Here is a 23521-nt window from a genome sequence, read left to right as displayed (position 1 = left end):
CGCCACACCGCTGCCGTTGGCCTAGCCGTGCGACACACGGTTAGGCGCGGCGCCTCTCCGTTATACGGCACCTGTGCAGCCGTCATGCGCAGTGCCGAGCGACCGCTAACGTGCAGAAGAGTTGGTCGCAGCGTTCGCAGGCGTGTACGCTCGATCTGAGCTGGAACCGGGGCGCCTGATATGCGGTAGGTCCCGGCCAGAGCGCGGCTGCCCTAAGGCCGCAACTCGGCGTCGGTACTGCGAGCGGAGGGCCTATCCGCCGATGAGAGCCGACAGATGCTTCGCCGCCTTTCCCAAGGTGTTTTCGACGTCCGCGATCGTCTTGCGGTCGGGGAGGTCGATCCTCTCGGCATAAGGAACCGTTAGTGCGGCGACGGCATGGCCTTGCGAATCCATGATCGGGAAGCTGACGGCGTACAGGCCCCGGACCTGGACGCTGGATGCAGATTCGAACCCCCGCTCCCTGATCTTGTCGAGCAAAGTGACGATCAGCGTATTGGCATGCTCGGGAGAACGGGCAACGGCTTCGGCGATGCGCAACTTCTGCGTGGCTCCGTCCTGGAACGCTAGCAATATTCGGCCAGAGACGGAGACGATAAGATCCAATTCAGCGCCCACGCGGACGCTGAACCCCATGCCATTAGGAACATCTACCTTCGCAATGACTACCTGCTTGCCTTGCCCATACACGGTGAGATGGCACGACTGGCCGAGCGCTGTCGACAAGGCCTGCATGATCGGCCGTGCTTCCACCAGCAAGCGTTGCGTCGGGGGATTTCGATGCGCGAGCTCGAACAATTTTGTGGTGAGATGGTAATTCTCGTTAACGAGCGAAATATATTTTCGGTCAACCAACCGAGCGAGCATGCGATATATCTCGCCGACACTTCGACCAAGGCGCTTCGCGATTTCACGTTGGCTTAGAGTGGTTTCCACCTCAGCCAGCAATTCCAAAATATCGAGCCCCTTGTCGAGAGCTGGCGCCGAATAGGTCCGGCTAGCGGCAGACTCTGTAACGCTCTTTGGATCTGTCTTCTTGGTTATCACGTTCATCCCGTCGTCTTGCACACGCGAACATTTTGCCATTTTGCGCTGTCTTCGTTTTATATGCAAAACTGAGAATGGCACAAGCGGCGCGCATGAAACCAACCGGATCATGCGCATTCGCAAGTCTGGACGGCCGCGGTTCGAAAGACATTGGCAATGCGCGTTGTGAGTGTCTATGAAATGCGTAATTCGCAGATAAAAGAGGGCGCCGTGAGGATCGGCAATGATTTGCACCCCACGTCCCGCCTGTCCGATGGGCGCCCGCCTCCCATGATCCGGCGTGCAAGCGAGCTAGGGTCATGACGGGAGCCGCTGCGCCTGCGACGGTCAGTCAGGAAGTGCTCGGCCACTCGCTGGTGAAGCGCATTGCTGCTATGCTGGACATCGATCCCTCGACGGTCGCTCACGGCTCAATTCTGCCGCGGGGATGGCATTTTCCGTTGATGCCCGCGATCATTCGCCGTTCGGACCTGCGCACGGACGGTTTTCCAGGGCTCGGCGTCGTCATGCCGGATCTCGGTCTCCCCAGGCTGATGCTCGGCGGCCGGACGGTTTCCTATCATCAGGATCTGATCGTCGGCGATATCGTCGAGCGGCGAAGCACACTTCTGGACATTGTCAGGAAGGGCGACGGGGAAAGAGCTCTCGCCGTCGTAACTGTCGGCCACGACCTCATCCGGGCGGGTGAGACATCGCCTGCGGTGAGCGAGGAGCAGCGCTACGTCATGCTGGCCGGCACGCGTCGCTTCCAGTCGGTCGAGCGCTTGGCGACGCCCGTGCTTGCGGAGCATGTCGATACGCTTGTGCCCGATGCCACCATGCTGTTCCAATATTCAGCGTTGGCGTTCAATTCGCACAAAATCCATCTCGACCGGGCATATGCTCGCGAGGTCGAGGGTTTCCCCGATCTTGTGGTGAACGGAGGTTTGACGACGCTGCTCCTGACCGAGTTTGCGCGCCTCAAGCTGGGCCTGTCGCTCAAGAGCCTAACGATGACAAATAAGGTCCCGCTGTTCTGCGACCGCGTGATGACCTTCGCCGCCTCCCGCAGCGGCGACGTGTGGGAAATGCGCGCTCACGACGATCTGGGGCAGGTAGCAGCGACGGCGGAGGTGATAGCTTCATGACATTCAGGCCATTGGCAGGATTGCGCGTGCTTGATCTCACCAGCGTCGTAGTCGGACCCGTTTGCACCGGGCGGCTTGCCCAATATGGCGCCGAAGTCATAAAACTTGAGAGCCCCGAGGGCGATCTTATGCGCGGCCTGGGGGGGATTTCGCCGACTGGGGAACATTCGGGCACCTACCTCCATCTCAACCGCGGCAAGCGCAACATCTGCTGCGATCTCAAGAATGCCGCCAGCCTGCGCCTGATCGACAAGCTGGTCGAACGAAGCGACGTTATCGTTGCCAACATGCGCCCGCAGGCGCTCGCAAGGCTTGGGCTCGACGCCGATTCCATCCGGTCCCGCTGGCCCGGCAAGATCTATTGCCTCATCTCAGGCTACGGGACGGACGGTCCCTATGCCGGCGATCCGACCTATGACAGCGTTGTGCAAGCCGTATCCGGCATCACCGGTCTGACGCTCGCGCGCGACGGCCGGCCGGCCTATGTGCCGATGCTGATCTGCGATCATGTCGTGGGGGAGATCACGGCGGGGGCTATCCTCGCTGCCGTCCTGCAGCAGCGGACGTCGGGCGAAGGCGCATCCATCGAGGTGCCGATGTTCGAGACGATGGCCGCCTTCGTGCTCCAGGAGCATCTCGCCCAGCAGAGCTTCGTCCCGCCCGTGGGGCCGCCCGGCGACCGACGCCTGCTGAGCCCGCACAACAAGCCGGTGGAGACGGCCGACGGCTGGATCTCCTTCACAATCAACACCGACAAGCAGGTGAAGGCATTCCTGCGTGCCGTTGGCAGGGACGACCTGCTCGACGATCCTCGCTTCGCCAGCGTCGCGACCCGCGCGATGAATGTTGATAGTTGGTTTGCAATCCGCGGGGCGCCGCTGACCAGCAAGAGTACGACCGAGTGGCTCGACATCTTCCAGCGCGCGGACATCGCCAGCAAGCCCTGTCACACGCTGGAGACGATCGTCGACGATCCGCACCTCAACGCGGTCAGCTTCTTCGTTCCTGACGATCACCCCACGGAAGGAGCTACGATCGCGATGCGCTCCGCGTTCCGCGTCGACGGCGCGCCCCTCGACCTGCAATCGTTCGCGCAGCCTAAGGGGTGGGAGACAAAGGCGATCCTCGCCGATCTGGGCTATGGCGAGCGTGAGATCGACGAGCTCATCCAGGGCAAGGCGGTGGTGGCGGTATGACGGCGCTGGCTGTGCGGCAGCGGGCGTCTCTCGATGGGCACGGCGGCGCGATGCGCGCATACCCCTTCCGGGCACGCTGAGGTGGCGCGCGCCATCGCAACGCTCGGCATCGTCGGGACGGGCGTTATGGGAGTCGGGATCGCGCAGATCGCGTCGACCGCGGGCCTGAAGGTTCGCTTGTTCGATGCGCGCGATGGCGCAGCGACGGACGCCAAGGAGCGGCTGCGAGCGACCTTCGCGACGCTTGTCGCCAAACAGAAGATCGAACAGGGCGTGGCCGATGACGCGCTGTCGCGGCTGGTGCCCGCGACGGACATCGCCGATCTGGCCGATTGCGACCTCGTCATCGAAGCCATTCTGGAAGATCTCGCGGCGAAGCGTCAGCTGATCGCCGATCTGGAAAACATCGTTGCCCCCGATGCCGTGCTCGCTACCAACACCTCCTCGCTGTCGGTGACGGCGATCGCGCGCGCCTGTCGCAAGCCTGAGCGCTTCGCAGGATTCCACTTCTTCAATCCCGTACCGCTGATGCGTGTGATCGAGGTCATTCCCGGCTTTCACACCTCGGCCGAAGTGACGACAGCGCTGCTCTCCCTTGCCGAGCGCTGCGGCCATCGAGGCGTTCTTGCGAAGGATACGCCCGGCTTCATCATCAACCATGCCGGCCGCGCCTTCGGCACCGAAGCGTTGCGGCTCGTGGAGGAGGGGGTCGCCGATTTCGCGGCGATCGACCGCATCCTGCGAGAGGGCGCCGGCTTCCGGATGGGGCCATTCGAACTGTTCGACCTGACCGGCCTGGACGTGTCGCACCCCGCAACCGAGGCGATCTTTGAGCAATTCTACGGCGATCCCCGCTATCGGCCGTCCTATCTCGCCCAGCAGCGTGTCGTCGCCAGCCAGCTGGGCCGCAAGACAGGGCAGGGCTTTTACAATTACGGGCAGGGTTCGCCAATGGCGAAGGCTCGGGACGCGCTCCCGCCCATGCCAATTCCGCCAGTGTGGATCGGTCGTAGCGCGCATTTCGATACGGCTGCGTTGATCCGGCTGGTGAAAACGCTGGGCGGGCGGATCGATGAGGGCGCTGCGAGTTCGGAAGGGTCGCTGATCCTCGTCGCGCCGCTGGGCGACGATGCGACGACGGTTGCGTACGGCGCGAGGCTCGACGCGCGGCGTGTCGTGGCGATCGATCTGCTCACAGCGAGCGATCGCCACCGCACGCTGATGACGACACCCGCGACGGACCCAGCTTTTGCCGCGGCGGCGCTGACCCTCTTCTCCGGCGACGCCGCGGGCGCCACGCTCATCCGCGACAGCATGGGCTTCGTCGCGCAGCGCGTCGTGGCGATGGTCGTCAATCTCGCGTCGGACATCGCGCAGCAGCGGATCGCGAGCCCGGCCGACATCGACGATGCCGTGCGGATCGGTCTCGGCTACCCGATGGGGCCGCTGAGCTGGGGCGACAGTCTCGGTCCGGCGACGATCCTCAGACTATTGGAGCGGCTCAACGCGCTTTCGGGGGATCCTCGCTATCGGCCGAGCGCCTGGCTGCGGCGGCGGGCCCAACTGGGGCTTTCGCTGCTGGCCGAGGGCTGAGCCCCCGAAGCGCGCGATCGGGCCGGCGAGACATGGACGATTTTCTCTGCAAGCGCGCTATCCCGAGCTTGATCGCGCCGCGATCGAGGATCTCTTCTACGGCTGCGCCAAACAGGCCGACGAGGACTTTATGCCCGCTCCCGCGTGAAAATCATCACGTCCGCGTATTTTACATGTGAATTGTTACTTTCAGAAAGTTGCGTGTGGCGGCCGTGCGGGCTATGGCGGACCTCGTACTGATGCGAGCAAATCGGACATTTCGAAGGAGGACGATATGAAGTTCAAGTTCCACCACATGAATTTATGCTCGGACAATCTCCCTAGACTGACGAACTTCTATAAATCGCTCTTTGAACTCGGCGCCATTACCGATGACGAGCACACCGTGATCAGCCGGCAGCGCGAAGATCGCGCCTATACCGGCAAGGTCGACTTTCTGACCGACGGCGATATCGAGTTTCACTGGGCCGAGCGTGATCTGGATACTGGCTTCAAGATGAAGCAGGCCGTCAATCCGATGGGCCATGGCCATTTTTGCTTCCGCACCGACGACATAAAAGGCTTCATGCGTCGCTGCGACGAGCTGGGCATTCGCTATTCCGATTACGGCTGCTGGGCGATCCCCGGCTGGTATCAGGTCTTTCTGCAGGATCCGGACGGTCATGTGATCGAGGTGCATCAGCCCGGCATGTTCTGATCCTCACCGGGAAGAGCGGGCCGCGTGGCTCGCTCTCCCTGGGATACTTTCCGGGACACGCGTTCGATGGTGACACATGCGTCGTCACTGCAGCGAGCATTGCGCGCGCCACCACCGGATGGCCGGCCCCCTCAGTGAATATGCGTCCCGCCGTTCACGTCGATCGTGGCGCCGGTGATGAACCCTGAAAAATCGGACGCCAGGAACAGGCAGGTACCGGCCAGTTCCTCCGGCGTGCCCAAGCGCCGCAGCGGTATGGCCTCGACAATGCTCTTCTGCTGTTCTTCGTTCACGCCGTTGAGCATGTCGGTCTCGATCATGGCCGGGCAAATCACGTTGGCCCGGATGCCCCGGGGGCCGAACTCCCTGGCGATCGCGCGCGTCAGGCTGATGACGCCTCCCTTCGAGGCCGCATAATGCGCGGCGCCGACCAGGCCGCCGCCGCGCTGCGCGGCGGCTGAAGAAATATTGACGATGACGCCGCTGCGGTTTGCGTTGAACACGCGCAAAGCGGCCTTGCAGAGATTGAATGATCCCTTGAGATTCACCGTCGACATGCGATCGAACATGGCATCGTCGATTTCCAGAAAAGGCCGTCCGTCTACGATGCCGGCGCTGTTGATCAGGCAATCGAACCGGCCGAACCGCGCGACGACATCATCCATCATCGCCTCGCACTGGACATAATCGGTGATGTCGCAGCGAATGCCCACGGGAGCGGGGGCGGCAGGATCGCCGATCTCCTCTCGCAGGCCGTCGACGAGGCCGTCTGTCATGACGATATCGGTCAACACGACGATCGCGCCATGCTGGCTGAACAGCTTAGCCGTTGCATAGCCAATGCCACGGGGAGATCCGGCCCCTGCAATAACGCAGACTTTCCCGTCCAGACGCATGATAAACGATCTCCGGATCAAATGCGGGATTTTCGGGCATCTGCCGGGCGGTGCCTATAACCGCCAACCGATCGGCGGGCAACTCCTGAAACCACAAGTTCATATGTAAAATGGCGCAGGGTCGTCGCGCACCGTCGAAGCGGCGATCCGGAGCCTCTCATGACGCCGCGATCCCAGCAGGCAGTGGTGGCGATCGCCCGCACTGCCCGTGCCCGACATGACGTCCGCATCGATGGAGTGCGCGGCTCTCACCTGCTGCCGATTTTGTGTTGTCGCCTTTAGAAAGAACGCCAACTCCTTCATGCCAACGGGACTGTGGAAGGATGGCCGTCTAATCGAGCACCATCCTCCTAAATGCCTCAAGGACGCGCGAACAAACCCGCGCCGACTTTGGCGGCATCTGACCCTGCGACCGGTGCCAGGTAGTCGCGTTTTGACTGATCTGTTTCAAATTCAATCGGCATATTCGTGACCTTTGTATTTTCCATTTGCAGAAAAGCCGGATCAAGGTCGATATAACCCAATCGAGCGCCCGTTCCGGACCCGGCCATATGCCGGTTCGCGGCGAAATAGCTGCTAGCGACCTTGTAACGGCTGGTCACGACTTCCGGGGTCGCCGCGGGCGGCGGCGCAGCGCCGGCGCCTGTTGGAACGCGCGTGACGTCTCCCGTCGCGGTACGCGCGTTCTGCCATGTCCACACATAGTTCGAATTCGCGATAACGTTGTTATGGAAGACATATCGATCGTCGATCGACGAGGTCCAAACCCCGCTGCCATAGGCACCGTTAACCACGCAATTCGTCATGGAATGGCCCGTGGTCTCGGGTTGCCAATACACCACCGTGATTTTGACGCCGTGGAAGATACAATGGTGCACATTAACTTCATTGCCGCGAGCGATTATGCATACGTGAAAGGGACTGGTGACAATGTCGCCTGCAAAGACGCAATGCCCGATCTCGAGATCTTCGTGGTTCTTGCCGAACCGACTGATGCCGTAGACGCGTTGCAATAGCTTAGCTCTCGGTGTCTCGACGACGGGCAGCCCTAGAAACCGCAAACCCATGACAGAGACATGGCTCATCTCAACAAGGATCCCGTCGACAGTCCCGCCGGCACCGTCGAATCGGCCGTCCCACACTTTTTTCAACGGAAGCGTGTGAATCAATGTCGGCATACGGCCCATATCCCACTGCGGATCATCCGGGAGGATCTCAGCTCGGATCGTCAATCGATCGGTCTTGGAAAACAGGCGTCCTTCGGGATGAAGCCGCGCCGTTTCCTCGATCGCGTAAACTCCCTCCTTGAGTATTATCGTCACGGGTCCCGGGGCGGTGATCATATTCACGCGCCTCGCCGCTTCGGCCAACGATCGCAGCGGCGAGGTCTTCGCTCCGGAATAACTATCGTTGCCACTTTCCGGGTCGAGATAAAGGGTCGTCAAGTTGGGCCATGTCTGAACACCTTGGGCCTCCGCTCTCAATGCCGGCAACGTCGCGACGCCGACGCCCACGGATGCCACTGTCATGAAATCTCTGCGGTTCATCTCGCTCTCCTATTGTTGATTTAGTGGCGCGCGGCGAAGGATTGTCATTCGGCGGCAATCAGCTCGCGGAAATTATTAATGGTCGCTCGGACTAGGTTCGGAACTATCAATATTTGTCGCTGCGATAGGGCAGCGCTAGTTTCGTCGCGGACTCGAAGCTGCTCAACCGGGCGTTCGCACACGCTCCTGCGCAATGGACATTGTCGAGCATTGTCGGAATCATATTAGCTTGGCCAGTCGCAGGCATTCGCGGGCCTCGACAATACAAACTCTTAGGCAAACGAAATGCAGAAAGGCGCCAGAACGCCAACAGCAAGCCTGCATAAGCAGATGGTTTGTGGAGTCGCGAACGCCCCTCTCCAGTCGTCGTTACTTATGAACGCTTGTGCGATCGCAGCATGTTTTCACATGAAGGAGCGACGGTCAAGGCGTATTGCACAATGTGCAATGCCTTAGACGAACAAACCTTGGGGCAGCAGCAAAAATACTCAGCAAACGCCTTCATCGTTGAGCATATTTAGTTCAAGGGGTCACTCCGGGGCGTCTACATCCACAAAGCGCGTCTCCGGGCTGATCATTAATGCCAGGAGCGAGGCTGAAACCAACCCGACGCATATGGCCGTCACGCCTGCCGTGCTTCCTTCGGACCGTTGCGTGACCCATGCGGCGACGAACGGTGTCGGGCTAGCAAACAGGAGGTTCGCGCCCGTATAGGCCAATGCGGAGCCTGCGTAGCGCGCCGACGTCGGGAACTGTTCCGAGAAGAACGACGGCAAAATGCCGCTTTGCGCCTGAATGCTGCCGGCGAACAAGCTCATCGCGACGATAGTAAGCACGACGCTGCCGGTCTCCAGCAACCTGAAGTACAGACAGCTTGTCACCAGCATTACGATCGATGCGACGATCAGAGGGGGCTTGCGTCCGAAGCGGTCCGTCGCCGCTCCACCCAGTATAGTTGTCCCGACGGCTACGACGCTTGCTGACATCAAACAAAGGAAAGTCGCTCGAGTCGACAATAGGCCGTGCTTCACGATGAATGTGATGGAGAAAACGGTGACGACATAATAGCAGGAGGCGGGGCCTCCCCAGAATATCAGCAGGCGAAGGATCGTGCGCCAATGATCCCGCACGCGGACCTTGGGTTTGCCTACGGCCGAGCCGGCAACTTCAACCTGACGAGCCTTCAGTGCTTCGAATGCCGGCGTTTCGGAAACGCGGCTGCGCAGGTACAGGCCGAGGAGGATCAGGAGGACGCTCATCAAAAACGGGATGCGCCAACCGAACTGCAGGAACGCCCGATCATCCAGCACCGAAGAGATTGCGACGAGCATACCGTTGGCCAGGACCTGGCTTGCCGGGGCGGCCATATTGACGAACGATCCGTAGAGACCGCGCCGGCCTGCAGGGGCATGTTCCATTGCGAACAACTGGGCGCCCGTGGATTCGCCGCCGAGGGCAAAGCCTTGCACGAAGCGCAGCAAGACGATGAGAGCCGGGGCCCAGATGCCGATGGAAGAATAAGGGGGCATCAACCCGATAAGCATCGAAGAGACGCCCATCAGGGCGAAGGTGACAAGCAGTACGTTCTTTCGGCCGACCCGATCACCGAGCAGGCCGAATACGATCCCTCCCGCCGGTCTTGCGCAAAAGCCGACACCGAAGGTCGCGAACGAGGCGAGGATGGCAGTATTTGCGTCCAAGGTCGGGAAAAACAGCCTAGGTAGAACCGTCGCTGAAACAGCGCCGTAAGCCGTAAAATCTAGCCATTCGAGCGCGGAGCCGACTGCACTGCCGATGGCAGCCCTTCGAGCCATCGTCGACCGGCCAACAGATATTGCCGATTCTTCGGTCGAGGATCGATCCCTCATCAGTCAACTCTCCCGTCGCCAACTCTTGCGGATGGCGCGCATATCGTCGGCGGCGATGCTGACCGGCTTCAGAATTTCGATCTTGTAAGCCTTCCGCGATACTGTCAATCATTCACCAGTGGATTTTGTATTGCACCGGCGTAAGCTGGGCGCGTGCATCGCGAGGCGGGACGGGGGCGTATGGACAGGAGGCAAGTTCTAGTCGGGGCCGCAAAGGCGGCTGTACTCGGAGCGGCGGTCGATGCGGCGCTCGCGGAGCCTGCGGGAGGAGCGGCCGGCAAGTCTCAATCAGCGACGGGGCCGGACTCGAGCCAGCTCGCTGATTTGATGGTCATTCAGAACCTGCTGGCGGGCAGCGCTTGGAGCGCCGACGTGGGCGAGACGGCGTTTCAAACGAATTTGTATGCCGAAGACGCCGTTATGGACCTCGGTGGAGAGCGGGGAGCGGTGCGCGGTCGCGCGGCGGTCGTGGGCATGATCGTCAACGATGGTCATAAGTCGGCGAGGGCCGACGGTATGACGCACGTAGCGGCGCAGCCCTTCATCCGGATAAGCGGCGATAAGGCGGTTGCCGTCGGGTACATTCAGATCATCGTCACTGATCCCGCGAGCCCCGAACGCTCATTGGCGGGCTCGCCCGCGGCCCATCCGCTGATTACGGTCCGCATGACCGCGAACCGCTGGGAGTTCGCGCGGCGTGAGGGGCGGTGGCAGATCACTCGCCGGACGATCCGCGCCGCGCCGTCGCCAGAAGCGTTGGCACTGCTGCGCGATGACTGATCGAATGGATGAGGCCGGCAAAAATTCGATGCATGGTCGGAGCCGATACAACAATCAGAAGCAGGAGGCCGACCGTGCAAAATGTCTGTGGTCGCATTGGCGGCATGTTGGGAATTCTCATCTTCATCCTCCCCTCGGCCGCGCGATCCCAGGATGAAGGTCTGGCTCGCAAGTCGGCATCGACTCAGGAGAGAGTGGTACTCGCCCTTGAGCATAGCCTGCTTCAGGCGCGCGTTAGTACGGACATCTCGGCGCACACTGCAGGTTTCAGCGACGACGGCACTTACATGCACAGCAGTGGGCGGCTTCAAGATAAGGCCGAGGTTCTTAAGATGGTTGTCGGAAGCCCGTGGGTTAGCTGGTCGAAATCCGAAGAGGAGGTCCGGCTATATGGAGACCTTGCGGTGACGCATTCCCTGTTATCCGTTCGCTTGACCGACAAACGTACGGAAACAGTGCGGACGACAGGGGTGTATATCAGCCGCTCCGGCAAGTGGCGGCAAGTCTCGTGGCAATCGTCGGAAGGGCGATTTTCCGGCAGCCAGGATCGTGCCAATTCCGGGAAATAGTTTGTCAAAGACTTTTCGAGACTTTTGCAGGAGCGCGCGGTGGCTCGATCGTACACATGTTTAGTCTCCGCCTTGCTGGGCGTTCTTCTGCTACCGCCCATTGCAGGCGCTGCTCAGCCAGCGACGGCCACGGAAGAAAGAGCAATTTTGAGTGTCGAAGATCGGTTCCTGCAGTCGCATGTCACCGGGGATTTGTCGGGCGCCCGATCCAGTCTCGCCGATAATAGCATCGTAATCTATGAAAATGGCGATGAACGAACGAGAGACGCTTTTATCGGAGATCTTGAGCGTAATTCGTATTGGAGCGGGCTGACTAGCCATGACCGGGTCATTCATATCTACGACGACGCCGCCGTCACGCACGCTATTTTGATGATCAAGCTCGGCGGCGGGCAGAGCGACATTGTTCGAACGACGGGCGTGTATGCAAAGCAGGCCGGCGCGTGGCGCATCGTCTCTTGGCAGACGACGCCCTTGGGCGACGCTGCGAAAGCACTGAGCCCTCACTAAATTCTTTGCCTTCCGCGCTGCGGCGCCCGAGATAGAGTGCCGCATCGTTCCCGGCAGTTTCGCGCATCCACGGACAAGCGCTCGCAGCTAGGCGAGCAACTCTGCTCCCGGGTCCTAAAGCGCGCCACCCAAAGTTTCGTGTCGCGCAATCGATTGCCCATAATGTAATTCACTTGACGTGCCAGCAACACTGTGGAAACGTCGCGCCATAATAGACGTGCGCCTGAACGGGGCCACGCATACAGGGAGAGAAGAGATGCGCAGTACGGCGAAGCTGTATCTCTGCGGAGTGGCCATCTGTGTGACAATGCCCAGCGCTGTCCACGCCCAACAAGATCCTCGGCCGATGTCGGAGAGCGTGTCCCAAACAACTGGTGCTGCAGATGCGACCGATACGACGGTAGGCGAAATCATCGTTACCGCACAAAAGCGGTCCGAAAACGTCCGCGACATTCCGATCTCGATCGTTGCCCTGGATCAATCGCGGCTTCAGGACAGTCGCGTGACAAACATCGTGGCTCTGCAGACGGTGGTGTCGGGTCTGGCGTTCGCCACAAATCGCGAGGGAACACCCGCCTATGCTATACGCGGGGTCAGCAGCAACGTCGGCGTCGAGTCAGGGGTCGCGGTCCATTTGGACGGCACCTATCTCGGGTCCAAGCCCGACCAGTCGATCCCGTTCTACGATGTGGCTCGGGTCGAGGTGCTTCGGGGGCCTCAAGGGACCTTATATGGTCGCAACGCGACCGGCGGATCGATCAACATCATTACGAACGATCCAACGAGCGAGCCGATGGCGGATGTGCAAGCGACGTTCGGGAACTATCGATTGGCGGAAGCGCAGGGCGCTGTGAGTGGACCCATCGCAGGCGATAACCTTCTTGGGCGGATCGCGTTCAAGACGACGAGTCTGCCGGGATATGGCCGCAACCTATCGAACAATAGCCGCGTCAACGGCGCGCGAACGACCAGTATCCGCGCGAAACTGGCGTGGGAGCCGTCAAACAATCTGAAGGTACTGCTCTCCGGAGATTACACGGATACCTATTCGACGTTCGTCGATCAGCTCACGGCGATCTTTCCCACACCGGTCGTGCGCGGCGGTCGCACGATCGGCGGCGAATTGACGACCAATTTGCTCGCGCCCATCCTTGGGCCCGAGTATCGCGAAGCGCTCGGTTACGACTCAAATCGAAACCTCCCGAATGATCGCGAATCCCGCACGGGAGGCGGCGCGCTGCGGATCACCTGGGATGCAGACTGGGCCATCCTTACGTCGTCGACCAGCTATCGCGCCGCGAATAACCATGACCGCAACGATTTCATCGGCACGAAGAGCGATGCGGCATATTACAAGTATAACGACTTCAAGCAACAGCAATTCTCGCAGGAGCTCAACCTGAATTCGGCGGCATCGAGCAAGCTCAAATGGACGACGGGTTTATTCTATTATAACGTCCATCGGACGTCGCACTATCAGGCACCGCTGGACACCTCGGTCGATGCGGTGCTGGGCCTGCCTACGATCAAGGCGGACTTTCAGACTGCGGTGCCAAAATATGAGACGAACTCCTACGCCATATATGGCCAAGCCAGCTATCCACTGCTTGAGCGTCTTTCGCTGACCGTCGGCGGGCGATATTCCAAGGAACGCGTTTTCGATTCCGAGTGGCAATTCATCACGCCGCTCGTGCCCTATTCCAGCTTCGAGAAAAAAGCCCATTTTAATGCTTTTACACCGAAGGCGGCTTTGGAATGGAAGGTCAGTTCGGAATTGAATGTTTACGCGACGGCCTCCCGAGGATTCAAATCCGGCGGTTTCAGTCCGGGCTCATTCGTATCGCAAGGATTCGCGCCAGAGCATGTCAACAATTACGAGTTGGGCGCCAAGGCAAGTCTGGCCGGAGGACGCATGCGCTTCAATGCTGCGGTTTTCCAGATGGATTATACGAACCTGCAGGTGAACACGAATATCTTGAGTGCGGGCGGAACACCTCAACTCCTCGTCACGAATGCGGCGAAAGCGCGTATTCGCGGCGTCGAGGGCGACTATGCGCTTCGGCTGACGCCGTGGTTTTCGGTCGACGGGAACGCGACCTATCTGGACGCCAAATATCTCGAATTCCTGGCGGCCTATGGTCTCGGGATCGTCGGGTTCAACATCGACGCGGCGGGGAATAGATTGCCGGGAGCGCCGGCATTTTCGGCGAACCTGGGCGCCAACATTAAAATACCGCTCGGGGATTGGACCGCCGATCTGCGCGGGGAGTTCAATCATCAGTCTCGCATATACTATACGGCCTTCGAAAACCTCGACGGCATCAGCCGGCCTGCCGCAAATGTCGAAAACGCATCACTTCATTTCGCCAGTCCGAACAGCGGCTGGTCTTCAACGCTATGGATCCGCAATATCGGCAACAAGCGTATCATCTCGAATACCCAGGAAAATTACGACAACGTTCTCTATACCGGCTATTTCCGCAGCACGACGTTCCAGCCGCCTCGAACCTTCGGTCTGACCGTCGAGCGTAAGTTCTAGATCGGATGCCTAGAGATCGATCGGTTTATTGCCGATGGTTATGATCCGCCGCTTGGCGGTTCGCTTATCAGGAGTGTTGCATGATGAAGCGGGATCCATCTCTTGGGGGCGGCGCCCTGCGGCGCGTCGTCACAGCGACGCTCCTGATACTGGCGGGGTCGGGTGTCGCCGCGGCGGAAGTGCCGATCGTCACGCGAGCACCGGCGGTCGGCAAGATGTTCCTTGCCGCGCCGATCTCGCTCGATACCGCCGGTTACACCGAAAAAGAACTGTTCATGTCTGGCGTTGCCAACCGTTATCGTTTTGCCAACAGTCTTGCGAATGCGGACGTCATGGATTCGGGTCATCCGTACAAGACCCGCCTTATCGTTAGGGCGCCGAAGGATCCCACGAAGTTCAACGGGATCGTGGTTGTCGAATGGCTGAACGTCACGACCAAACAGGACGGTGATTTCGTATTTGGCCCGGCGCATGATTATTTGCTCCGCGACGGCTATGCCTATGTTGGGGTCACGGTGCAGCGCACCGGTATAGCGGCGCTTCACCGGATGAACGGCCCGCGCTATGCCGGTCTCAGCCTGGACGCGCCCAATACGGATACAGACGGCAAGATCATCGATCCGGAAAACTTCGGCAGCCTGGGCGGCGATGTCCTGTCTTGGGATGTCTGGACGCAGGTGGGAGAGCAGATCAAGGCCGGCAAAATCCTCGGCGGGCTCAAGATCAAACAGATGATCGCGAGCGGGCAATCCCAGTCGGCTGGTAAGCTCACTACCTATTATAACAGCATTCATCCGCTCAAACCTGTATACGATGCCTTCATTTTTTATGACCGGGCTGGGCCGCTGCGGACAGATATCGATACCAAGTCGATTGCCGTGGGGACCGAATTCTTCAGCAATTTCCAGGGCACGCCGCCCGCGGATACCGCGACCCACCGTTGGTGGGAAATCGCCGGGGCATCGCACAACTCGTATCGCGAAATTGCGGATTATGTCGATCTAAGTTTCCGGCAAGACGCCGCCAATCGCGATCCCAATGGTAAACCGCTCAGCCTGTCCGACATTATTGTTGCTGGGCAATGCGTGTCGATGCCGATCTGGAGCCGCGTGCCGAACGGCTTCGTGCTGTCGGCTGCATTCGAGGCCATCAAGAACTGGCTCACCTCCGGCAAGGCACCGCCCGCTCGCGATCGGTTGGTGATGGACGCGAATGGCAAGACCAAGCGCGATGCCAATGGGCTGGTCGACGGCGGTATCCGTACGGCGACTTACACGGTGCCGAATGGGATCAATGTCGGTGTGAATACGGGCGGCGGTTTCTGCATGCTGGCTGGCTCGCACAAGGACTTCACCGAAAAGCAGATGTGCGAGCGTTACATGAGCCAAGGGAATTATGTGGCTCAGTTTGCCGGAGCGCTCGACGCCGACGTGGCGCGCGGCGTTCTATTGCGGCCCGACGCCGATACGCTGTTGACCGAAGCCAAGGCGGTCAAGTTCCAATGCTCCTGAAACGCGGAGAGTCGAGCAAAGCATCCGCTTATGCCGACGCATATTTGCCACCAGCGTTTGGCCGGGGTCGCCAATGTCCATAATCTGTTTGCGCGCACGATATGCCGCTCGAATGTATACGAGCAGGGGAGAGGCCAGGCGCTGGTGATCTCAAGACCCACGCCGGTTCGGGCAAACACCGGCTTTCCAGTTTATTCGAACGGTTTGTCCGCGCCGGCTTCAAATTCAGACGTTGGCGCGGCCGCGCCATTGTTTTTGCCCGCCCGGGGGGGGGGGGGGGCACCCAGCGATCGGCGGGCCATATGCGCAGGGAAGGCAAGAAACGCGCGCGGTCGGTTGGCCCGCGGACGCTACCTGATCACCGGCGGACAATGCGGCTCAGGAAGAATGCGTATCGCTCCAACCGAGCTGTAAACTAACCTCCCGACAGACTTGCGCGAGATCCTCTATCGATGCGCTCCGGGCCGGATCCGTCCGTTCCGCTGGCCAAAGCAGCGTCGCTGTGAGGATGACCGAGCCCTGCAGATTAAAGATCGGAAACGCCACCGCGTTCAATCCCGGAATAACCGACCCGCTGACGGTAGCTCTGCCCCGGCTGCGCACCTCGTCCAGCGTGGCTTTCAGATCCGACTTCTTGATCGGAGCGCGCTTAAGCTCCTTCGCAGCCAAAGATGCGGTTTCTGTGTCTTGGGCGAAGCACATGAAAACACGACCGGTGGCGGAATGCAGCAGCGACAGGACCGACCCCACGGTCAGCGACGTCGTCACCCCCGGGCTTCCGGAATACCATCTGACAATCGTGGGACCGAGAGGACCAAGCGCCGCAATCTGCACGGTTTCTCCACGCTCGAGGACGAACGCGCTGACGAAGCGATCCACAAGCTTGAAGGCGTCGGTCCGCGCCAGGCTGGCGAGCCCGATCTTGATCGCCGCCGGGCCCAGATCATATCGCCCGGTACCCGGGTCCTGCAGCGCCATGCCGGTGGCGATGAGGCTTTGAAGATACCGGTGCGCTTGCGGGGGCGCCATATCGGAGGCCTGCGAGATGGCGGTCAAGGTCGACGGGCCGCCCAACCCATTAAGCGCCTGCAGGACGTTCAGCCCGATCTCGACGGATTGGATGCCTCGGCGGCGCTCGACTACCTTTTCGCTCGTCACTTTTTTCATGGGGCCGATCTTTATACCGAATTGGAGCTCTGGCGACATCCTTATTCTGATGCGTGCCGGCAGACCGCAACCCTTCGAAAGACCGTCGTACTTGCCGTCATGGGGCCCAGCTTGAAGTTGGCAGCCGGACTGTTTGCGTCGGGCCGAGCTTCTCGGCATTCTCGCCCAAGGCGAACGCATACGCCCCCGGGCGCACGTTCCATTTCGAGTTCGCCCAATCGGCGATCACCCGCCGTTCGATCGGCACCGTGACCAGACGACGTTCTCCAGCGGCGAGTTCGACCTTCTGGAACGCGACAAGCCTTTCCTTTTTGCCGTCTGGTCGGCGCGTCAGATAAACCTGGGCCACCGTCGCACCGGCTCGTTTGCCGCTGTTCCGGACCGTGAAAGTGGCGCGTACGCCATCCGTCTTGAAATCCGAATATTCAAAGCTCGTAAAGCTCAGGCCGAAACCGAGCGGAAACAGCGAGGTGAAGTTCTTCCGCGCATTCCAGCGATACCCGACATCGGACCCCTCAATGTCGTAATCGACCGTCAACGTCTGTCCGGGGGTGCCGAGCCCCAGGAAGTTCGGTTCGACGCTGTCGCTGCCATCCAGTTTCGGTCGCGGAAGCTGGTTGAGGCTTGCGGGGAAGGTGATCGGCAGGCGGCCGCTCGGATTGACATCCCCGAATAGGACGGAGGCGATTGCCTGACCGCCGCGCCCGCCGGGATACCAGGCTTCGATGACCGCGGCGGTGCGCTCCAGCCACGGCATCGCCACGGCGCTTCCCGTCTGCAAAACCACGATCGTCTTCGGGTTGGCAGCCGCGACCGCCTCGATCAGGGCGTCCTGGCCCCGCGGAAGCGTCAGGTCCGGCAAATCGATGCCTTCGGTCTGCCATTGGTTGGCGAACACGATGACGATGTCGGCGTTTCGCGCTTGCTCGACCGCCTCGCCGATATAATCGCCGCTGCGAAACGTGACCTGCGCGTCCGGCGCCATGGCGCGTATCGCATCCAGAGGCGGCAGCGCGCGTAGGTACTGCTCCGTGAGAAGGGACGCGAACGGGCTTAGCCCCCCGTGCGAAACCACCGCACTGGCGCCGCCTTCCAGATGCACCTGGCTCGATCCGCCACCCGAGAGAATACCGGTGTCGGCATATCCGCCGATCACCGCGATCCGCTTGGCGCTCTTGGCGAGAGGCAGAACGCCGTCGTGATTTCGGAGAAGGACGATGCTTTCCCGCGCTACCTGTTCGGCAACGCGCGCATTCGCGGCCTTGTCGATCAGGCCGCCCGGTTTGACGGGAAAGGCATCGAGCCTGTTGGCGTAGATAGCATACAGGATGCGGCGGTTCATGTCGGCAAGCCGGGCGCGATAGAGCGGGTCCGTTGCGGCGAGGCTCTGGAGATCCGCACCGAAGAAAGGCTTCGGATCGAGCTGGACGCCCGACTGTTGATCCAATCCCTTCAAGGCAAAATCGATAGCGTTGACCGCGCCCCAGTCGGACATCACGAAGCCCTTGTAGCGCCAGTCGGTCTTCAGCACTTTGTTGAGCAGGTACTCGTTCCCGCAGGCTTGCGCGCCGTTCACCTTGTTATATCCGCACATGACTGCGCCGGGCTGCCCGTTTTCGATCGCGATCTGAAACGCAAGCAGGTCGCTCTCGCGCGCGGCGGCGTCCGAGATGCGCGAGTTCAGGAAATGTCGGCCGGTCTCCTGGCCGTTCAGGGCAAAATGCTTGATCGTGGAAATGATGTGGTTGGACTGGACACCTGTGATGAGCGCGCCGGCCAAAATTCCCGAATGAAGAGGATCCTCGCCGATATACTCGAAGGTCCGCCCATTGCGGGGATCACGCATCAGGTTCACGCCTCCGGCCAACATGACGTTGAAGCCTTTCGCACGCGCTTCCCCGCCGATCATCGCGCCGCCCCGCCGCACGAGATCGGGATCCCACGTCGCGCCAAGCGCCACGCCGGATGGCAACGGCGTCGCCCCCCCGTCTTTCCGAAATCCACTGGCGTAGGCAACGCCAAGACTTGCGTCTGTTTCGGTCAGGGCGGGGACGCCAAGTCGTGGAATGCCGGGAATGAATCCCGCCCCGTAGAGGGCGCCCGCGGGCAGGTTGACCACCGCGCCATACGGCACCGCCATTATCCCGAGCGTGAGCGTGGCCCGCTCCGCCGGCTTCATCTTCTGCTCGGTTGCCACCGCCTTCGCCCAAGGGGCGGCTTCCATCGAAGCTGCGGAAGAAGAGACCGCGATCGCGGCACAAGCCAGCCCAAATGCGGCGCTGCGAAGTTTCATCATTCCGCCCTTCAAACTATCGACGGACCACACGGTCCTGCTCAAAATGCTATTGCGAACTGGTTATCTCCAAGCGGATCAGCGCTGTCGTGGCACTGGCATGACCGACCGGGGAGGAGTGCCGCGCACGACGGTCCACGCGCATTTCGCGGGCATGTGCCGCGTGGTCCCGGCGATGCAAGCACGAATGGAGCCCATGACGATCCTCTCCGCGGTATCATTGGTGATATCCGATCTCCGGCAGGAATTTCCTAAATCCACAACGGGTTCGATACTAGATAATTCGTGACGTCTTGTCAGGCTGGCCGATTGCCACGCCGCTTACGTCGCGCGCAGCTGGGCGGGCGAGCGCATCGATCGGCATAGCGATCCGTTGGCGATGATCCCGTTATCTTGCGGCATCCAAGGAATCCGCGACCGCTGCAGCCCCGCCGGTGCCGTTCAGGTCGAGCATGGGAGCTCCAGTGCCGGCGTAGACCGGCCAAAGCGGGAGGCCCGGTCCGTTGGGATTGCCCCGCTTCACAAAATTGACGAGGTACCCGCTCGCGATTTTTCCCGCAGTAGCGTCGGTCGCGGTCGCCTGCGCGCCATAGCGGATGCCCGCGGTGTTGAAGAAGAACGGTATATCGGAGGCGTGCGTAGCGCCCTTGGACCCGGGTCGCTCCGACGTCGCGACGTAGGAGAAGCGATAATAATATGTCGGCACATGCTGCTGAGCGAGCAGCCCTGCCATCATGTGGGCACCGCCCAGCATCATGCCATCCGGGCCGCCGATATCGGCGCTGGTGGCACCGACCATCATCGGCACCTTGGCGAACGTGCCGGCGCGATAGGCAGCGAGGTCATCGATCGCGAGTATTCCGTCCTGGATCGGGCTGCTGAAGGTCTTCGGACCCGACGCCGGCGCGAACAGGGCGGCCATGTTGAGGCCGTCGGTCACCTGCTCGGCCGATAGCGCGCGCAATTTAGCCAGGGCCTGCGGATCGTTCTCGGCTATGCCGTTGGCCTTGGCGAAGGCCAGCCCCGTCACCTCGGCCGAGGCGAGCGTCGTTGCGCCGAGCGACGCCGGGCCGCCCGACATCGCCACCGCCCGGCTGAACAGTCCAGACGTCAGCGGCGACGTGACCAGCGCATGGACCGACATTCCGCCGGCGCTTTCACCGACGATCGTGACCTGTGCCGGATCGCCGCCGAACGCCGCAATGTTGCGTTTGATCCAGCGCAGCATCGCCAACTGATCCATATATCCATAATTGCCGAGCAGCGCGCCGTCCGGCCTTTCGGCGGTCAGTTGCGGATGCGCGAACGTGCCGAAACGGCCGACGCGATAGTTGAAGCTGACTACCAGGATGCCCTGCCTGGCCAACGCGGCGCCCGAATAGGTTGGCGGAGACGCGCCGCCGTTGACGAATCCGCCGCCATAGATCCATACCATCACGGGCCACTTCTTCGCCTTCCCGGCCGGCTTCCAGACATTGGCGTACAGGCAGTCTTCGGCTGGCGGCGTACCGAGCGGTGCGGCATCGCTCGGGAACGGAGTCTGCATGCAGTCGTGGCCATATTCGCTCGCGTTGCGAACGCCCGACCAGGCGGGCGCTGGCTGCGGCGAGCGCCAGCGCAACGGTCCGATCGGTGCGGCGGCGAACGGAATGCCCTTGAAAGCTATGACTGCAGCATCAGCTGTCCCACGCAGGCTGCCGCTTTCCACGGTCACCACCGGGGCGGAGACCGGCACCTCTGCCGTACCGCTGCGGGCTATCCCCAATGCGGCGCCGGCAATGAGGGCGGATAATGAAAAAGCGCGCATATCGATCCTCGGATGGGCAAGCCGGTCAGTCGCAGACTTGGGTAATGGCTCCAGCGTACACGAAGCTGGGATTCACTTGGAAAGATGAAGAGGGGGCATGCGTTGGCGCAGGCGGCCTCGTCGCGAAATGGGCGCGGCGATGGCACGCGCGAGCATGCAGATGCACGTCTTGATCGAGCCCTGAAGGCACATAATGAAGCTCACGCATTGGCGCGCCTCTGCCAGAAAAGCCGCTCCTCGCCATAAGGATCGTCTTTAACCTGACAGGCGGCGTCAATGATCATCGTCGGGCGGCGATCGAGGCTGTAGGCTGGCCACTTCGGTTGCCCTACAGCGCCGGGGACGCCGGTGCGCGCGAAGGTCGCCCACATTTCGCTCATTGCATGTCCGGCGACATAGCGCTCGGATCGTTTGCCCGCGAGCACCGAACCGTGGATCTTCGCGTCGACATTGTTGAACTTGAACGGAATTTCGAGAGCGTGCATCGGCCCCAACGGGCGGTTCGCACCCGGCATCACCGTTTCGAGAGGATAATTGAAGATGTAAGCGAACGCTGGCGCGGACTGTTCGGCCGCCTTGCGCTCCGCAATTGCAACTGACCCAATGCCAGCAAAGCGAGCGCTCTGCACTGCGATGAGGATGTCCGCAGGGGACGCCGCCGGGCGGCTGCGACGATAGGTCGCGATTACTTGCTCATAGTCGGTGAACAGGGGCCTGAGCCGTTTGCGCAACCCCGCCTCGTCGACGTTGAACATTCCAACGTCTCCACTCAAGAACGCGAAGAAGGCAGCTTCGTCGCGATTATAGCCGACGATCAGCGGCTTGTTGCGCGAGATCGCGGGTGCTGCGGGACCGAACGGGTGCGCAGGCAACGCCTTGCCATCCACGACCGGGCTGAACCGCATCGCGGGCAACCCGCCGCCCGGATTGCCGCCGCGCGCTGTCGCGTCGTTCGGCATGCCCGATAGCCTGAGTTGCAGTTCGAGCAGTTTGGCGGCCGGGACATTCAGGAGGCGCCGCCAGTCGCGAGTGCCGATGCCGAGCTCCGACAGGACTTTCTCGGTCAGGCGCGTTGCGTCTTCGGCTTCCGTCATGCGTATGCCGGGGCCGCTCTCGATCGAGGCCTTGTTGAAATGCGGTGCGGCGCCCGGCATCGCATACAGGCAGGATGTTTTTGCCCCGCCCCCGGACTCTCCGAAGATCATCACGTTCGACGGATCTCCGCCGAACCGGTCGATATTCCGCGAAACCCACCCGAGGGCGGCAATGATGTCGAGCATCCCGCAATTGCCCGAGCCGGCATAATCCGATCCGGCAATGCCATCGAGATAAAGATAGCCCAGCAGGCCTAGGCGATGGTTCGTAGCGACGACGACCACATCATACAGCCGCGCGAGGTTCGCACCGTCCTGCAGCACGGAGGCGCTCGAACCGCTCGAAAAGCCGCCACCATGGCTGTAGAACATTACGGGGCGCCGGTTGCCGTCGTTGGCGGGGGTCCACACCGTCAGGTTGAGGCAGTCTTCTGCGGGGGCCGGTTCGTCAATCCCGAACGTGCCATCGGGCGGTTGTATGGAAGGGGCGCCCGGCAGCGCTGCATCACGCACGCCCACCCATGGCTTCACTCGCCCGGCCGGCTTGAAGCGGTTCTCCCCGGAGACGCTGCCGGCGTAGGGGATCCCACGATAAATGCGTACGCCGCCGATGACTGCACCCCGGATCTTGCCCCCCTCGGTTTCGGCGATGGCGTCTCCGATGGCTGCCAACGCCCGACCGGACAACAATAGCATAGGCCCTGCAGCGCCGATCAGGCCACGTCGCGTGAGTTCCACCTCGTACCCTCCTCATGATCCGCGATCGAAGAATTGAACTTCCGACGGCTTGCATTCTGTATGTTGTGGCTCACTGTGCTTGTTCGGAACGATGTACGTCTGGGGTGCGGGCAGAACGCAGCTGGAATGTCCCGCGTCGCCCCGTGTCGTCGAGCAAGCGATTTTATGATCGCGGCGAAACGTGTAGATCTCGCCAAAGGCGCGAGGGAGACCTTGTTCAGCGCAGGAAAGCTGCCGAAGATACGAGCATTTCGGAAACACGGGATACGGAATACGCGTCCATAACGGGCAGCGATTGTCTGCACTGATTAGTATGACCTCAACGGAGCTTCTCGCGGCCGCCGATGCGACATGCGCGTCTACACCGTCGAGGACATAATATCGTCACGCGCTCCTCCAAGTCGATCATCACTAAAGGAGAGATATTGCGCCTGCACTCACCAACCATTCCGCACCGTGACAATGCGACATAAGCCCCGAACGTTCAGGGTCACGGAAATGGTGGTGAGGAGCGGTCTTTGCCTGAGCAGTTATTCCAAATA

General features: G+C 61.0%; 17 protein-coding genes. 9 read left to right on the top strand and 8 right to left on the bottom strand.

Annotated elements, in window-relative coordinates; genetic code table 11:
* Nucleotides 1-252: 252 nt before the first annotated feature.
* Nucleotides 253-1053 (bottom strand): IclR family transcriptional regulator, encoded by an 801-nt coding sequence (locus Q4F19_RS12890; RefSeq protein WP_303543166.1) that lies wholly within the window; start codon nt 1051-1053, stop codon nt 253-255.
* A 368-nt stretch (nt 1054-1421) separates the two neighbouring features.
* Here Q4F19_RS12890 and Q4F19_RS12885 point away from each other — a divergent pair, with 368 nt between their 5' ends.
* The 4 genes from Q4F19_RS12885 (at nt 1422) to Q4F19_RS12870 (ending at nt 5660) form a co-directional block, all read left to right on the top strand.
* Nucleotides 1422-2174, top strand: coding sequence for an HTD2 family dehydratase (locus Q4F19_RS12885; protein ID WP_303543164.1), 753 nt, complete (start codon nt 1422-1424; stop codon nt 2172-2174).
* Complete coding sequence (locus Q4F19_RS12880) at nt 2171-3370, top strand: CaiB/BaiF CoA transferase family protein (RefSeq protein WP_303543163.1); 1200 nt, start codon at nt 2171-2173, stop codon at nt 3368-3370. Before Q4F19_RS12885 ends, Q4F19_RS12880 begins: the two co-directional genes overlap by 4 nt.
* Before the next feature lie 81 nt (nt 3371-3451).
* Nucleotides 3452-4963 (top strand): 3-hydroxyacyl-CoA dehydrogenase, encoded by a 1512-nt coding sequence (locus Q4F19_RS12875; RefSeq protein ID WP_303543162.1) that lies wholly within the window; start codon nt 3452-3454, stop codon nt 4961-4963.
* Between the two features lie 274 nt (nt 4964-5237).
* A complete protein-coding gene (locus Q4F19_RS12870) occupies nt 5238-5660 on the top strand; it encodes a VOC family protein (protein ID WP_303543160.1) in 423 nt (140 codons plus the stop codon).
* A 131-nt stretch (nt 5661-5791) separates the two neighbouring features.
* Here Q4F19_RS12870 and Q4F19_RS12865 read toward each other — a convergent pair whose 3' ends face one another.
* From Q4F19_RS12865 to Q4F19_RS12855, 3 genes are all read right to left on the bottom strand, one after another.
* The gene (locus Q4F19_RS12865) at nt 5792-6556 is read right to left on the bottom strand and encodes an SDR family NAD(P)-dependent oxidoreductase (RefSeq protein WP_303543159.1); all 765 of its coding nucleotides are present in this window, start codon (nt 6554-6556) and stop codon (nt 5792-5794) included.
* A 359-nt stretch (nt 6557-6915) separates the two neighbouring features.
* Nucleotides 6916-8103: a hypothetical protein gene (locus Q4F19_RS12860; protein ID WP_303543157.1), complete on the bottom strand. Its 1188-nt coding sequence runs from the start codon at nt 8101-8103 to the stop codon at nt 6916-6918.
* Nucleotides 8104-8633: 530 nt separating this feature from the next.
* Nucleotides 8634-9971, bottom strand: coding sequence for an MFS transporter (locus Q4F19_RS12855; protein WP_303543155.1), 1338 nt, complete (start codon nt 9969-9971; stop codon nt 8634-8636).
* Nucleotides 9972-10151: 180 nt separating this feature from the next.
* On the opposite strand from Q4F19_RS12855, the gene Q4F19_RS12850 reads away from it, so the two are divergent.
* The 5 genes from Q4F19_RS12850 to Q4F19_RS12830 all read left to right on the top strand — a co-directional run bounded on the left by Q4F19_RS12850 (nt 10152) and on the right by Q4F19_RS12830 (nt 15880).
* The gene (locus tag Q4F19_RS12850) at nt 10152-10751 is read left to right on the top strand and encodes a nuclear transport factor 2 family protein (protein ID WP_303543153.1); all 600 of its coding nucleotides are present in this window, start codon (nt 10152-10154) and stop codon (nt 10749-10751) included.
* 32 nt (nt 10752-10783) lie between these two features.
* The gene (locus Q4F19_RS12845; protein ID WP_303543152.1) at nt 10784-11320 is read left to right on the top strand and encodes a nuclear transport factor 2 family protein; all 537 of its coding nucleotides are present in this window, start codon (nt 10784-10786) and stop codon (nt 11318-11320) included.
* Nucleotides 11321-11467: 147 nt separating this feature from the next.
* The gene (locus Q4F19_RS12840; RefSeq protein ID WP_303543151.1) at nt 11468-11830 is read left to right on the top strand and encodes a nuclear transport factor 2 family protein; all 363 of its coding nucleotides are present in this window, start codon (nt 11468-11470) and stop codon (nt 11828-11830) included.
* A gap of 256 nt (nt 11831-12086) precedes the next feature.
* On the top strand, nt 12087-14369 hold the full coding sequence (locus tag Q4F19_RS12835) for a TonB-dependent receptor (protein WP_303543149.1): 2283 nt from the start codon (nt 12087-12089) through the stop codon (nt 14367-14369).
* Between the two features lie 80 nt (nt 14370-14449).
* The gene (locus Q4F19_RS12830) at nt 14450-15880 is read left to right on the top strand and encodes an alpha/beta hydrolase domain-containing protein (RefSeq protein ID WP_303543147.1); all 1431 of its coding nucleotides are present in this window, start codon (nt 14450-14452) and stop codon (nt 15878-15880) included.
* Nucleotides 15881-16258: 378 nt separating this feature from the next.
* Here the strand turns inward: Q4F19_RS12830 and Q4F19_RS12825 are convergent, their stop codons facing one another.
* The 4 genes from Q4F19_RS12825 to Q4F19_RS12810 all read right to left on the bottom strand — a co-directional run bounded on the left by Q4F19_RS12825 (nt 16259) and on the right by Q4F19_RS12810 (nt 22979).
* Complete coding sequence (locus Q4F19_RS12825; protein ID WP_303543146.1) at nt 16259-17047, bottom strand: IclR family transcriptional regulator; 789 nt, start codon at nt 17045-17047, stop codon at nt 16259-16261.
* Between the two features lie 97 nt (nt 17048-17144).
* Nucleotides 17145-19340: a beta-glucosidase gene (locus Q4F19_RS12820; protein ID WP_303543144.1), complete on the bottom strand. Its 2196-nt coding sequence runs from the start codon at nt 19338-19340 to the stop codon at nt 17145-17147.
* 388 nt (nt 19341-19728) lie between these two features.
* On the bottom strand, nt 19729-21147 hold the full coding sequence (locus Q4F19_RS12815; protein ID WP_303543143.1) for a carboxylesterase/lipase family protein: 1419 nt from the start codon (nt 21145-21147) through the stop codon (nt 19729-19731).
* A gap of 200 nt (nt 21148-21347) precedes the next feature.
* The gene (locus Q4F19_RS12810) at nt 21348-22979 is read right to left on the bottom strand and encodes a carboxylesterase/lipase family protein (protein WP_303543141.1); all 1632 of its coding nucleotides are present in this window, start codon (nt 22977-22979) and stop codon (nt 21348-21350) included.
* Between the last annotated feature and the right edge of the window lie 542 nt (nt 22980-23521).

The sequence above is a fragment of the Sphingomonas natans genome (assembly GCF_030546695.1).
GTDB classification, from domain to species: Bacteria; Pseudomonadota; Alphaproteobacteria; order Sphingomonadales; family Sphingomonadaceae; genus Sphingomonas_I; species Sphingomonas_I natans.
The sequence above is the reverse complement of the archived record's forward strand: the minus strand, read 5'-3'. Positions and strand labels throughout refer to the sequence as shown.

What these genes read in the sequence shown, in the direction of transcription:
- Q4F19_RS12845 (WP_303543152.1), top strand. Translation starts at nt 10,784, where the DNA reads ATGGTCGGAGCCGATACAACAATCAGAAGCAGGAGGCCGACCGTGCAA.
- Q4F19_RS12830 (WP_303543147.1), top strand. Translation starts at nt 14,450, where the DNA reads ATGATGAAGCGGGATCCATCTCTTGGGGGCGGCGCCCTGCGGCGCGTC.
- Q4F19_RS12815 (WP_303543143.1), bottom strand. Translation starts at nt 21,147, where the DNA reads ATGCGCGCTTTTTCATTATCCGCCCTCATTGCCGGCGCCGCATTGGGG.
- Q4F19_RS12820 (WP_303543144.1), bottom strand. Translation starts at nt 19,340, where the DNA reads ATGAAACTTCGCAGCGCCGCATTTGGGCTGGCTTGTGCCGCGATCGCG.
- Q4F19_RS12855 (WP_303543155.1), bottom strand. Translation starts at nt 9,971, where the DNA reads ATGAGGGATCGATCCTCGACCGAAGAATCGGCAATATCTGTTGGCCGG.
- Q4F19_RS12835 (WP_303543149.1), top strand. Translation starts at nt 12,087, where the DNA reads ATGCGCAGTACGGCGAAGCTGTATCTCTGCGGAGTGGCCATCTGTGTG.
- Q4F19_RS12825 (WP_303543146.1), bottom strand. Translation starts at nt 17,047, where the DNA reads ATGAAAAAAGTGACGAGCGAAAAGGTAGTCGAGCGCCGCCGAGGCATC.
- Q4F19_RS12860 (WP_303543157.1), bottom strand. Translation starts at nt 8,103, where the DNA reads ATGAACCGCAGAGATTTCATGACAGTGGCATCCGTGGGCGTCGGCGTC.
- Q4F19_RS12865 (WP_303543159.1), bottom strand. Translation starts at nt 6,556, where the DNA reads ATGCGTCTGGACGGGAAAGTCTGCGTTATTGCAGGGGCCGGATCTCCC.
- Q4F19_RS12870 (WP_303543160.1), top strand. Translation starts at nt 5,238, where the DNA reads ATGAAGTTCAAGTTCCACCACATGAATTTATGCTCGGACAATCTCCCT.
- Q4F19_RS12890 (WP_303543166.1), bottom strand. Translation starts at nt 1,053, where the DNA reads ATGAACGTGATAACCAAGAAGACAGATCCAAAGAGCGTTACAGAGTCT.
- Q4F19_RS12880 (WP_303543163.1), top strand. Translation starts at nt 2,171, where the DNA reads ATGACATTCAGGCCATTGGCAGGATTGCGCGTGCTTGATCTCACCAGC.
- Q4F19_RS12885 (WP_303543164.1), top strand. Translation starts at nt 1,422, where the DNA reads ATGCTGGACATCGATCCCTCGACGGTCGCTCACGGCTCAATTCTGCCG.
- Q4F19_RS12850 (WP_303543153.1), top strand. Translation starts at nt 10,152, where the DNA reads ATGGACAGGAGGCAAGTTCTAGTCGGGGCCGCAAAGGCGGCTGTACTC.